General features: G+C 52.0%; 12 protein-coding genes. 9 read left to right on the forward strand and 3 right to left on the reverse strand.

The window, feature by feature from the left end:
* Positions 1-6 precede the first annotated feature (6 nt).
* Both rplI and HRQ87_RS03660 read left to right on the forward strand, forming a co-directional pair.
* Positions 7-642 (forward strand): 50S ribosomal protein L9, encoded by a 636-nt coding sequence (gene rplI, locus HRQ87_RS03655; protein WP_174135288.1) that lies wholly within the window; start codon positions 7-9, stop codon positions 640-642.
* A gap of 134 nt (positions 643-776) precedes the next feature.
* Positions 777-1,592, forward strand: a complete 816-nt coding sequence (locus HRQ87_RS03660; protein WP_246251658.1) for a trypsin-like serine peptidase — start codon at positions 777-779, stop codon at positions 1,590-1,592.
* Between the two features lie 434 nt (positions 1,593-2,026).
* Here HRQ87_RS03660 and HRQ87_RS03665 read toward each other — a convergent pair whose 3' ends face one another.
* Positions 2,027-2,623, reverse strand: a complete 597-nt coding sequence (locus tag HRQ87_RS03665) for a TetR/AcrR family transcriptional regulator (RefSeq protein ID WP_174135290.1) — start codon at positions 2,621-2,623, stop codon at positions 2,027-2,029.
* A gap of 101 nt (positions 2,624-2,724) precedes the next feature.
* On the opposite strand from HRQ87_RS03665, the gene HRQ87_RS03670 reads away from it, so the two are divergent.
* Positions 2,725-3,237, forward strand: a complete 513-nt coding sequence (locus HRQ87_RS03670) for a hypothetical protein (RefSeq protein ID WP_174135293.1) — start codon at positions 2,725-2,727, stop codon at positions 3,235-3,237.
* 26 nt (positions 3,238-3,263) lie between these two features.
* Positions 3,264-3,734 carry a nuclear transport factor 2 family protein gene (locus HRQ87_RS03675; RefSeq protein WP_174135296.1) on the forward strand — a complete coding sequence of 157 codons (471 nt, stop codon included), beginning with the start codon at positions 3,264-3,266 and terminating at the stop codon, positions 3,732-3,734.
* A gap of 110 nt (positions 3,735-3,844) precedes the next feature.
* On the opposite strand, the gene HRQ87_RS03680 is transcribed toward HRQ87_RS03675, so the two are convergent.
* On the reverse strand, positions 3,845-4,780 hold the full coding sequence (locus HRQ87_RS03680) for an ABC transporter ATP-binding protein (RefSeq protein WP_174135298.1): 936 nt from the start codon (positions 4,778-4,780) through the stop codon (positions 3,845-3,847).
* Positions 4,781-4,879: 99 nt separating this feature from the next.
* Between HRQ87_RS03680 and HRQ87_RS03685 the strand changes: the two genes are divergently transcribed.
* A complete protein-coding gene (locus HRQ87_RS03685) occupies positions 4,880-5,089 on the forward strand; it encodes a zinc-finger domain-containing protein (protein WP_174135300.1) in 210 nt (69 codons plus the stop codon).
* Between the two features lie 70 nt (positions 5,090-5,159).
* Positions 5,160-7,961: a DNA polymerase I gene (gene polA / locus HRQ87_RS03690; RefSeq protein ID WP_174135303.1), complete on the forward strand. Its 2,802-nt coding sequence runs from the start codon at positions 5,160-5,162 to the stop codon at positions 7,959-7,961.
* A gap of 9 nt (positions 7,962-7,970) precedes the next feature.
* Here polA and HRQ87_RS03695 read toward each other — a convergent pair whose 3' ends face one another.
* Positions 7,971-8,798 carry an ABC transporter permease gene (locus HRQ87_RS03695; RefSeq protein ID WP_174135305.1) on the reverse strand — a complete coding sequence of 276 codons (828 nt, stop codon included), beginning with the start codon at positions 8,796-8,798 and terminating at the stop codon, positions 7,971-7,973.
* 82 nt (positions 8,799-8,880) lie between these two features.
* Here HRQ87_RS03695 and HRQ87_RS03700 point away from each other — a divergent pair, with 82 nt between their 5' ends.
* The 3 genes from HRQ87_RS03700 to HRQ87_RS03710 form a co-directional block, all read left to right on the forward strand.
* On the forward strand, positions 8,881-10,194 hold the full coding sequence (locus HRQ87_RS03700; protein ID WP_425501499.1) for a KpsE/RkpR family capsule polysaccharide export protein: 1,314 nt from the start codon (positions 8,881-8,883) through the stop codon (positions 10,192-10,194).
* Between the two features lie 2 nt (positions 10,195-10,196).
* Positions 10,197-10,850 carry an ABC transporter ATP-binding protein gene (locus HRQ87_RS03705; protein WP_174135307.1) on the forward strand — a complete coding sequence of 218 codons (654 nt, stop codon included), beginning with the start codon at positions 10,197-10,199 and terminating at the stop codon, positions 10,848-10,850.
* A 157-nt stretch (positions 10,851-11,007) separates the two neighbouring features.
* Positions 11,008-12,799, forward strand: a 1,792-nt coding sequence (locus HRQ87_RS03710) for a hypothetical protein (protein WP_174135309.1), incomplete at its 3' end; no start/stop codon positions are given.

The following is a 12,799-nucleotide window of genomic DNA, read 5'->3' on the forward strand; positions in this document are numbered from 1 at the left end:
AAAGACATGCAAGTCATCCTTTTAGAACGTGTGGCAAAGCTGGGTCAGATGGGCGAAGTCGTCGATGTGAAGCCAGGATATGCCCGCAACTTTTTGTTGCCGCAAGGCAAAGCACTAACCGCGTCACAAGCCAATATTACGCAGTTCGAAGAACAAAAAGCGCAGTTGGAAGCACGCAACTTGGAAACTAAAAAAGAAGCCGAAGATATGGCTGCGAAACTGGATGGACAACAGTTCATCGTTATTCGCTCAGCCTCTGATTCGGGATCTCTGTATGGGTCTGTTACAACGCGTGACGCAGCTGATGCAGCAACAGCTGACGGATTTTCTGTTGATCGCAAGCAGGTTGCATTGATTGAACCGATCAAGGAACTTGGTCTGCACGACGTGAAAGTATCGCTGCACCCCGAGGTCGAAGCGACGATCACATTGAACGTTGCGCGGTCGCAGGAAGAAGCAGAACTGCAGGCGTCTGGTAAATCAATTCAGGAATTGGCGGCAGAAGAAGAAGCTGCGGCTGAATTTGAAATCTCTGAACTGTTTGATGACATTGGCGGGGCAGCATTGGACGAACTGGCCGAAGACGCGCCTGCGTCTGTTGAAGCACAAGACGCTGAAGAAACAGACGAAGACGATAAATAAAGTCGCCTTCTCACAACACTTGAAGCCGCGCTGAAATCCAGCGCGGCTTTTTTGTTGCGCAATCCAATTTACCAGTCAAAGTTGTACGCAGAATTTCATGCAGTTTTGCGACTTGCACTATTCCGAGGGTTTTGATGCGTTTTTCTATTATCATGGCTGGCTTTTTATCCATGCTGGCAGCCCCCCTCTTGGCGGATGATAGTGGGTTGATGCAGATGCAAACAGCCGATGACAGTCGTGGATGGGATGCAGTTGGACAATTGGATATCTCGGGTCGCGGGTTCTGTACTGCTTCATTGATCGCGCCTGATCTGGTTTTAACTGCAGCGCATTGCCTGTTTGATCAAAACACGGGCGCCCCATTGGATCATAACAAAATGCAGTTCTTGGCAGGCTGGCGCAACGGCAGGGCGCAATCCTACCGAGAGATCAAGCGCGTGGTTGTTCATCCAGATTATAAGTTCAACACAGACGTTGGCGGGGGTCGGATTAGGAATGATATTGCTGTTTTGCAGCTTATACGCCCGATCCGCGATACGCGTATCACACCATTTCAGATGAATTCCAGGCCCAGAAAAGGTGCCAAAGTTGGCGTAGTTTCGTATGCTCATGATCGCTCTAACGCGCCATCCATTCAAGACTCCTGCCACGTACTCGCGCGTCGGCATGGGACTTTGGTGATGTCGTGCGAAGTTGATTTTGGCTCATCCGGGTCACCTGTTTTCACGTTTGAGCAAGGCGAACCAAAGATCGTATCGATTATATCGGCCAAGGCTGAAATGGATGGGCGGGATGTTTCTATTGGGACGGATTTGAACGGTCCTTTGGCAGTGATTATGGCTGAACTGACGAATGGTAAGGGGTATACGGTGGACAACACGCAAAACCTGCGCAGACTTAGCACCCCGCAAGATCGTGGTGATATCGGCGCGCAATTCGTAAGGCCATGATATTAAACAATAAAATATTACGCGCGTTTAGTTTGAATAAATAAATCCGACCATTTGTTATGTCCATATCATCGCAGGCCGCGACCTTGGACGCATCGTAAATCCCGCGAATTAGGCCCGAATTCCCCTACGTCACCCTGAACCTTACCCCACCGACCGTTGCGCGAGGTGGGGCCCCGGGATCCCATGCGCACGCAGTTTTGTATATTTTGTACACGGGTTTTGTACTTAAAGTTTTGTACAAAACTGCGTGTGATGGATGGAAAGGGTGCGTTATCGATTCTGTCAATAAGAACCGGTGGGTAAGGTTTTGGTAAAAGGTAAGCGGTTGTTAAGGATGTATGCATTGTAAGGGTTCGGTAGAGGTCAGTTATGTGGGGCAGTGCTGACTTTCGAGCAAAACCTGCTTATGGGATCAAGGCAAGTCTGTTCTGTTAGACATTGTTTTGAACCGCGGCGGCCGTCGCGGCGCAGGCGATTTGTCTTGCGGCACATTTATCCAACGGTGCGTGATCGAACATCAAACGATACCACATGATGCCGAAGACAAGATCGCAGACAAGTTCGACGTCCGTGTCCACCGGTAATTCGCTTCGTCCGATCGCCTGCTGGACCAGTGCGCGCACATTGGCACGTCGACGTTGAACGAATACGTCGCGCATCGCGCCTGCGAACTCTTCATCTTGAAGCAGCTCAACCGCAAGCGCGCGCATCAATGGTCGTAGGGTCGTCGAAACCGCAGCAAAGGTTCCTGTGAGCAGTGCGGTGAGATCCCCTTGAAAGCTACCCGTATCTGGCAATTGGACCGATTGGTTTGCTTTGCGCGCAAGAACTTCCATGAACAAAGGCGCCTTGCCCTTCCACCACCGATAGATGGTTTGTTTTGCGACCCCCGCTTGCGCCGCAATCCGTTCAATTGTCGTGGCTGCGTATCCTTCCCGTTCGAGAACAGTGAAAGCCGCATCCAACACGGCAGCGTGGCTTTTGGGGTCGCGAGGGCGTCCGCGGGGGGGCGATGGTTGATCAGTCATATGAGTTCTCCTTATTTTTTAATAAACGCAACGTTGCGTATTGACAAGACCTTATGGCTATTTATATACGAGACGTAACGTTGCGAAAGTAAGAGGATGACATGAAGAAACTGACGACAGCACTTGCAGCAATTGCCCTGACGGCCAGCGCTGCCTTCGCACAGGAGACAGAGATGAACTTCGAGGTTTCAGGCGGATATGCCTTTGGACAAACGCATGATATCATGGACATGAAACAATCGGTTATCGCCCGTGCTGGGCATCTGACAGGCGCTTGGAAGTTCCGGTTTGAAAACGAAGACGGCCCAAGCGGCAATGCTCACCTTGATGCAGCCACACTGTTTCGGTTGACACCGGATGGCCCGAACCTAAGCGGTATTATGCGCTTTCATATGCACGAGATCGACGGCAGCGCGCCGGGCACTGGATGGCTTTACCTGTCGTATGACGCCACAGAGTTGGAATTTGAAGGCACAAGCACGCGTTTCGTTGTCGAAGGCACTTTCGTCGGTGGCACTGGCCGTTTTGAAGGGGCGACAGGAACTTTGCGCGTCACATCAATCAATGGTTTCGACACCGGCGGCGGCCAGCTGATTCTTGCTGAAAATAACTGATCAATTCTAAACCGAAAGGACACATCATGTTTCGTAGAACACTCGCAGCTGTGGCCATTGCCGCGATGACCACCGCAATAAATGCTCAAGATGTGATGCAAACGCAAGTATCGCCAGAGGCAAGTGCCTATGATCCCGCCATTGTGCATGAATGGGTCGAGACGTACTTTGAAGGCACACGCAGTATGGATGCCGCAAAATGGGCTTCTGCATTCGCAACAGATGCCGTGCTGGATGATCCAGTGGGGTTCCCGGTGAAGAACACTCCTGAAGCAATACTGGCACAAGGCGAGGGCTTTGTGGGCGCGTTCCAAGAGATCGGCCTTTATGAGAGCTTCGTCCACGTTGTCGGAAACGAAGCCGTTGCGAAATGGCAAGGGCGTGGCACGACACCTGACGGTATTGAAATCACGTTCGACGGGATCAACCACTTCACCTTTAACGAAGATGGGCAGATCATCCTGTTGCGTGGCTTCTTTTCGCCGCCGGGGCAATGAAAAGCTGGATGAAATAAATGGAGGCAGTCATTGAGAAGCTGCTTTCGGTTTAAACACAAAAAGTATGGCCTAAAGCCCGACTTTGACCCAATTATACTGCCGCCGTATTTTCATGCAGTCGACGATGTCAGTGACAGGAATACGTCTTCCAGGTCGGCCTCGACTGTTTTGACGTCTTTGATGCGGATACCTGCGTCGTGGACGGCTTTCAGCACGGTTTCGGCGCTGACTTTGGTGCGGTTGTAGTTAAAGGCCAATGTGCCGTCGCTGCGGGGGCACATCTCGATCCCGCCGGGCATTTGCAGTGCTTCGGGCACGGCAGTTTCGGGTTCGATCACCATAGTTTTCGTATCAAGACGGCCCAACAGGGCGCGGGTCGTATCGCAGGCCACGACCTCTCCGTGGTTGATAATGGCGATTTCGTCGCACATCTGTTCGGCCTCTTCCAGGTAATGCGTGGTCAGGATGATCGTCATGCCCTGTTCGTTCAATTTGCGGACATTGGTCCAAAGCATGTTGCGCAGTTCGATATCGACGCCCGCCGTGGGTTCATCCAGCACAAGGATGTGGGGATGATGCACCAGCGCCTTGCCCAGCAACAGCCGCCGCCGCATACCGCCCGACAGGGTGCGGGCATAGGCATTGGCTTTGTCGGTCAGGCCGATCATCGCCAGAATTTCGTCGCTGCGGCGCTGGGACCGGGGCACGCCGTAAAGACCGGCCTGGACTTCAAGCACGTTGCGGGGGCTGAAAAAGGGGTCAAGGTTCAGTTCCTGCGGCATGACCCCAATGGATGCACGCGATTGGCGGGGATTCACATCCTGATCAAAGCCCCAGATCCGAACCTGGCCCGTGGTTTTCAGCACGAGGCCTGCCAGGATATTGATCAGCGTGGATTTTCCGGCACCATTGGGACCCAGAAGGCCGAAGATCGATCCTTTGGGAATGGTTAGGTCGATGCCTTTCAGGGCGTCTTTGGGCGGTTCGCCCGCACTGCTGGCATAGGTCTTGCGCAGGCCTGTGATTTCAATGGCGTGTTCTGACATCGCGGTTTCCTTCTGGGCCTTGCCCGTGCGGGGGTGATGGCCTATTGCTGTGATCGACTTAGGCCAAACCGGCCGCCGCGACAACCGAAGGAGCCATATATGTCCGTTCCCGTGCCAGAATATGAAGTTGTGACCACATGGCGCGTGCATTGTGATGGTGGCGAGGGCGCGCTGGGGCATCCGCGTGTCTATTATTCGGTGGATCGCGATGATGGTCATGTTGAATGTGGCTATTGCGATAAGCTGTTTGTTCATGACAGTTTTGCCGCTGAAGTTTTGCCGAAATTCGGGATTGCTGTGAAAAGCTGATACCTGCGTCTGGACCCCCCCGCCGCAACGGGGTAGCTGTTCTTGTGACAGTGAATGGGGGATGCAGGTTATGGGAAATTTCGGCAAAGGGTGTCATCTGCATCTGATTGATGGATCGGCCTTTATTTTCCGGGCCTATCATGCGTTGCCGCCGCTGACGCGGAAATCTGACGGGTTGCCCATTGGCGCGGTCAGCGGCTTTTGCAACATGCTGCAGCGCTATGTTGAAGGCAACACCGGCCCTGATGCACCGACCCATGTGGCGGTGATTTTCGACAAGGGCAGTCATACTTTCCGCAATGAAATTTACGATCAATATAAAGCCAATCGCGAAGCCATGCCCGAGGATTTGCGCCCCCAGATCCCGTTGACCCGTACCGCAACCGAGGCGTTCAACATCGCCTGCAAAGAGCTTGAGGGGTATGAGGCCGACGATATCATCGCCACGCTGGCCGTTCAGGCGCGTGATGCGGGCGGGCGGTGCACGATTATCAGCTCGGACAAGGACTTGATGCAGCTTGTGGGCGGCGGTGTCGAAATGCTGGACGCCATGAAAAACAAACGCATCGATGTCGAAGGGGTCGAGGAAAAATTCGGCGTTGGCCCCAACCGCGTGGTCGATGTGCAGGCCTTGGCGGGGGATTCGGTCGATAACATCCCCGGTGCGCCGGGGATCGGTGTTAAAACGGCGGCGTTGTTGATCAATGAATACGGCGATCTGGACACGCTGTTGGAACGGGCGGGCGAGATCAAGCAACCCAAGCGCCGCCAAACGTTGATTGATTTTGCGGATCAGATCCGACTGTCAAAGCAGTTGGTGCAGTTGGACGAAAACACACCGCTGGATTTCACCATTGACGATCTTGAGGTGCGCGAGCCGGATGCCGACAAGTTGTTGGACTTTCTGGTGGAAATGGAGTTCCGGACACTCAGCAAGCGCATCGCCACCGCGCTGGACGTTGAGCCGCCTGTGATTGCCGATGTCGATCCCGCCGGTGCCAACCCGGTGGATGCGCCTGAAGCATTGCCGTTCAAGCCAGATGATTACGAATGGGTGCGCGATGCCGCTGGCCTGCAGGTGTGGATCGACCGGATTTATGAACGCGGCTATGTGGCAGTGGATACCGAAACGACCAGCCTGAACGAAATGCTGGCCGATCTGGTGGGCATCTCGCTGTGTGTTGAACCGGGCCAGGCCTGTTATATCCCGCTGACCCATAAGGATGGCGCGTCGGATGATCTGTTCGGCTCAGACGCACTGGCCGAGGGGCAGATGGATCTAGACGAGGCGCTCAAGATGCTCAAGCCGGTGCTTGAGGACGACAGTATCCTGAAGATCGGCCAGAACATGAAGTATGACCAGAAGATTTTTGCGCGCAATGGCGTGGCGGTCGCGCCGATCGATGACACACTTTTGATGAGCTACGCGTTGAACGCAGGGCTGCATAATCACGGCATGGACACGCTAAGCGAACGATATCTAAGTCATGTGCCGATCCCGATCAAAAGCCTGATTGGCACGGGTAAATCTGCGATCACCTTTGACCGGGTCAAAATCAATGATGCCTTTAAATACGCGGCCGAAGACGCCGATATCACCCTACGCCTTTGGAAAACCTTTAAACCGCAGTTGCATCAAAAACAGGTCACGACGGTTTACGAAACACTCGAACGTCCGTTGGTGCCTGTGTTGGCGCAGATGGAGATGGCCGGTGTAAAAGTCGACCGCGATACGCTTAGCCGGATGTCCAATGCCTTTGCCCAGAAAATGGCGGGGCTTGAGGCGGAAATTCATGAACTGGCCGGGCAAACGTTTAATGTCGGATCGCCCAAGCAGTTGGGCGAAATCCTGTTTGATAAGATGGGGCTTGAGGGCGGCAAGAAGGGCAAAACCGGGGCCTATGCCACGGGTGCCGATGTGTTAGAGGACTTGGCAACCGAACATGAGCTGCCCGCGCGCGTGCTGGACTGGCGGCAACTGTCGAAGCTGAAATCGACCTATACCGATGCGCTGCAGGATCACATCAACCCGGATACAGGCCGCGTGCACACCAGCTATTCGATTGCGGGGGCGAACACGGGGCGGCTGGCCTCGACCGATCCGAATTTGCAGAACATCCCGATCCGCACCGAAGAAGGCCGCAGGATACGTGAAGCGTTCGTGGCCGAGCCCGGTAATGTGTTGGTCGCGCTGGATTATTCCCAGATCGAATTGCGCATCCTGGCCCACATCGCCGATATTCCCGCGTTGAAACAGGCGTTTGACGAAGGTCAGGATATTCATGCGATGACCGCCAGTCAGATGTTCAATGTGCCCATCGAAGGGATGGACCCGATGATCCGCCGTCAGGCCAAGGCGATCAATTTCGGGGTGATTTACGGTATTTCGGGCTTTGGCCTGGCCCGTAACCTGCGCATTCCGCGGGCCGAGGCGCAGGCGTTCATCGACACCTATTTCGAACGGTTTCCCGGCATTCGCGGCTATATGGACGACACGACGAAATTCGCCAAAGAACACGGGTATGTGCAAACGCTGTTCGGGCGCAAGATCAACACGCCCGAAATCAACGCCAAAGGTCCCACCGCCGGGTTCGCCAAACGCGCCGCGATCAATGCGCCTATTCAGGGGACCGCCGCCGATGTGATCCGCCGCGCGATGATCCGCATGCCTGCCGCGATTGAGGGCCTGCCTGCCAGGATGTTGCTGCAGGTGCACGACGAACTTTTGTTTGAAGTGGCGGAAGACGCGGTGGATGATCTGGTCAGTGCCGCCAAGGGCGTGATGGAAAATGCATCCGATCCTGCGGTAAAACTGGATGTGCCTTTGACAGTGGACGCCGGACAAGGTGCCAACTGGGCCGAGGCGCATTAAGACCGGATATTAGTTATTAAGAATGTCGTTGTGATATCGACCCAAAAGAAGCAACCCCAATGCCAGTGCAATTAATGACGACATGATTACATAAAGTTCCGACACGTATATCGGATTGTACATTGGGTAAAAGCCGCTTCGGAATAGGCCGGATATGTGCATCAAAGGATTATACCACAGTATATTTTGGGCGACCGTCGGCAAGTCTTCGTAGATGAACAAAATCCCGGATGCCAGAAAAAGTGGTCGTGTGATCACCGACCAAATGACATCCCATGTCGGGAAAAGCCCAAGAAAGGCACAGTTCAAGGTACCCACTGAAAGGCCCAGAAGCATCGAAAGTGCAATGCCGCTTACGATTGGCCCTATTTCAAGAACAGTGCGGGTTTCGGTTAGGTTCAGTAAAATTATAAGCAGCAGATATGCGACCATGACGCCTGTCAGGCTATTGAGAATGAAGCGCGCCAGTATTGCGTCCAGCCACGTCACGACCGGATAGAACAACAGTGCTTTGGAAAATACGATGGCCCTTGATATGGTCAGGGACAGGTTCTGGTACAAACTGAATGGAAGAAATCCGGTTGCGTAAAACAGTATGAAACTTGTTCCAAGTGGCGGGTTCCGGATTATAAGCGACAAGGCCACCGCCAGTACGATAATGGCCGCTAATGGCTCTAGCACTGCCCACACATAACCGCCGGGTGAACGGCCATATCTTGTAGACATCTCGCGTAGAATAAGCGCTATGATCGTGCGAAGTGTCGCATAGCGTCGTGTTGATCCGCTGTTGCTGAACTTTGGGACAGGTGGTTTTGTATTATTGTGCGTCGCAGACATAGCTTGGCGCAGTCCAGTATTGGAAATAGCGAAGTTACTATGTACACATACCCATATGAAATCCACTTGTTTGTAAAGGGATGTGTTTTTGTCTGATAATAACAAAGCGAAGCCGGTTATACTTGGACAGGCACTGCCACAGGTGACGAGACCGTCGCAAACAGGCCAGAATTCGGAAACTGGATCAAAGACTGATACACCCGTTGCACAGCAGCCAAAATCCAAAGACGATAATGGCGCTGCAACAATCGTTAGTCTGCGCCCCATGGCAGCAGCCGCAAAGATGCGCATCCGTCATTGGGGCGTTTTTCTGAGTTTTTTGATCATTGTCGTTTTGCCGGTTTTTATGGTTTTCTTTTATCTTAGTGTGATTGCAAAAGACCAATATGCATCGACAACCGGTTTTACTGTGCGTCAGGAAGAATCTACAGGCGCGACGGAACTTCTTGGTGGCTTGGCAAGCTTTACCGGCACGTCGGTATCATCAGATACGGATATGCTGTATGAATTCATTCAAAGCCAAGAGCTTGTGCAACTGGTCAACGAAGACGTTGGTTTGATTGAACATTATTCCAGCGAATGGCCCTATGATCCTGTATTTGCGCTTTCGGATAATGCCACAACAGAGGATTTGCTGAATTACTGGAGGCGTGTTGTCAGAATTTCTTATGATCAATCAACCGGTCTGATTGAATTGCGTGTTTTGGCCTTTGATCGCGAGAAGGCGCAGCAAATTGCGCAAGCCATTCTTTCGCAAAGTCAGAACATGATAAATGCACTCAATGTTTCTGCCCGCGAAGATGCAATGCGCTATGCACAGGCTGACCTGGTCACGGCATTGGACCGCCTGAAATCTGCGCGTGAAGCTTTGACCAGTTTCAGGACCAGAACCCAAATTGTCGATCCTCAGGCCGATCTGCAGGGACGCTTGGGCGTCATGAACAATTTGCAGCAAAAACTGGCCGAAGCATTGATTGACTATGATCTGCTTTTGGGAAGTACAACATCATCTGATCCCCGTCTGTCGCAGGTACAGCGTAGGATTGATGTCATTCGTCAGCGGATCGCAGAAGAACGCAATACGTTCACTTCAAACAGCACAGCAACAGGTGCAGTCGGTACAGATTATCCATCGTTGATAGCCGAGTACGAAAGCCTGGTCGTTGATCGGGAATATGCCGAGGAAACCTATCGTGCTGCATTGAGCGCCTTGGACATTGCCCGCGCAGATGCGTCACGCCAAAGTCGATATTTGGCGGCTTATATTCGGCCTACCGTTGCGCAAAGTTCAGAGTTTCCGCAAAGCGGCGTTCTTTTGGGGCTGACTGTTTTGTTTTTGGTTCTCGCATGGAGCATAATGGCGCTTATATACTATAGCATCCGTGACAGACGGTAATCATGATCCGTTTCCAGAATTTAACCAAAAGCTTTCGGGTCAATGGTGAAAGAAAAGTTGTCATTGATAATTTGACGGCAACGCTTCCGGCTGGCAAGTCACTTGCTTTGTTGGGGCGTAATGGGGCCGGTAAGACAACTTTGCTTAAGATTATTGCGGGAACGATGATACCAGACAGCGGCGATGTTATCAGTGATGGGACAATTTCCTGGCCCGTTGGTTTTGCAGGTTCGTTTCATCCCGAACTGACCGGTGCACAAAATGTGCGCTTTATCGGTCGGATTTACGGGGTCGATACCGACAGCCTGATCGGTTTTGTCGAAGACTTCGCTGAAATTGGTAAGCATTTCAACATGCCTGTTCGCAGCTATTCTGCCGGTATGAAGTCCAGGCTGGCGTTTGGCACATCCATGGGCATTCGGTTTGATACTTATCTGGTTGATGAGGTCACAGCTGTTGGTGATGCACAGTTTCGCAGAAAAAGTCGCGCGGTCTTTAAGGAACGTATGCAACAGTCCAGCGCCATAATGGTAAGCCATCAGATGGGGGATGTTCGCCAGTTTTGTAATGCCGGTATTGTTTTGGAAAAAGGTCGGTTGCAATATTTTGATGATTTAGAGAAAGCGATATCTGTTCACCAAGATATTATGAAATAGCGATTATTTTTATAAAAAATCTGGGTTTAATTTCGATCTTAGTAAACAAACAGATTTTGATTTTATGTAACTGCCTTATTTTTGACATAATGTATAACGCTCTCGTTAGGGAATTTCCTGCATGATGTCCTTGGTGAGTGAAAAGGGGCGTTAAGCCGTGTTGGAGTTTAAGTCGATTATCGGCCAGGATCTTGGATCTTTGGCAACGGATATCCGTGACTTGCGGATAGAAACAATCGGGGGGGAAAGCTATGTCCTGTCAACGACTGGGCAGGTTGGTGGTATCGTCAGCTTCCGGCTGCAGTCAGATGGCAGCCTGACGGCGCATGACACATTATACTTTGCAGAGGTTATGTCGCCAAATCTAACAGGGCAGATTGAAATTCTGACAGTTAATGATCGTAGCGTTGCGGTGGTGGCGTCCGATACCCAAGCTGGTCTGATTGGGTATGAGTTTCAGGCCAATGGCGAATTTGGTACGCAGCAATCGATTGATCTGTCGGATAATGGCCCCCGCCCTGGCGATTTGTTGCAGCCGAGCAGCTCTGATTTTCTGTTTATCGTATCCAGTGATGGTACGCTGGGAACTTATCGGCCCGACGGGCAGGGTGGTTATGTCACAGCACAAACCACAAATGACAGCCAATTTGCGCGGCCAGTGGATGTTGCAGAACTGACAATTGGGAACAACAGCTATTTGATTGCGCTGAACAAAGAAGACCGCGGCGTGACGTCTTATGCGATTGATAATGTGACGGGTCAGTTAACAATCGCCAGTTCGATGGGGGCTGACCGTGGTCTGGGGTTGCTGAATGTTCCTGTCGCGCTTGAGGTCGTGCAGGTTCACGGGACATCCTATGTGATTGTCGCGACTGCGGCCAGTGGCGGATCGTCAGGTGCGATCAGTGTGATGATGGTCACAGAACATGGCACACTGATCCCTACAGATCATATTCTGGATACACTTGATACGCGGTTTGGGCAGTTACAAAGCCTGTCCGTCGTCGAAGATGGCGACTGGGTTTATGTGATTGCAGGTGGCGGCGATGATGGGGTCAGTCTGTTTGTTTTGATGCCCGGCGGGCAGTTGCTGCATCTGGATACCATGGTCAATGGTACTGGGACAAACGGTCTGGAAAACGTGTCGGCGATAAGTACCATGTCTACCAGTGACAGTCTTGAGATATTTGCAGCATCGCAGAGTTCATCGGGTTTGACACAACTTTCCGTTTCACTCAGCGACCAGGGCCAAGTATTGCAGGCGATGGCCAGTGGTGGTGCTTTGACAGGTTCGGGTCTGGATGACTTGCTGGTGGGGTCGTCTGGTTCAGATGTGATATTGGCCGGTGATGGCAATGATATTTTGCGCGATGGTTTTGGCGAGGACACTTTGGATGGCGGTGCAGGCCGCGACGTCTTTGTGCTGGACTTTGACCAGCAGCGCGACCGGGTTTTAAACTTTAACCCGGCTGTTGATGAACTGGATCTGTCGCATTTTCCATTCTTATACGATGCGTCTCAGCTGGATATCGTTCCTACATCCTATGGTGCATTGATCAGTTGGCGTGGTGATGAAACCGAAGTGTATAGTTACAATGGTCAGTCTTTAAGCTGGTACGATATCATGCGTTCCGTCAGATCAGGCGCGGATCGTCCTGCGATGATCATCGCAAATCTTTTGCAAGGCACTGCAAATTCAGAAAATCTGGAAGGCAATAGTGCTGACAACACAATCATGGGTTATAGCGGAAATGATTTTCTTCTGGGATTGGATGGCGATGATACGTTGGATGGTGGGTCAGGCGATGATACACTGCAAGGTGGTTCTGGCTCTGACAATCTTTACGGCCTTGACGGTTCTGACACTTTAAGTGGCGGTTCTGGTTCTGACGTTTTGGACGGTGGTTTGGGTTTTGATTTTGCGAGTTACCGTGATTCTGGTTCTGGCG

It is taken from the genome of Parasulfitobacter algicola, from assembly GCF_013315265.1.
Lineage (GTDB): Bacteria > Pseudomonadota > Alphaproteobacteria > Rhodobacterales > Rhodobacteraceae > Parasulfitobacter > Parasulfitobacter algicola.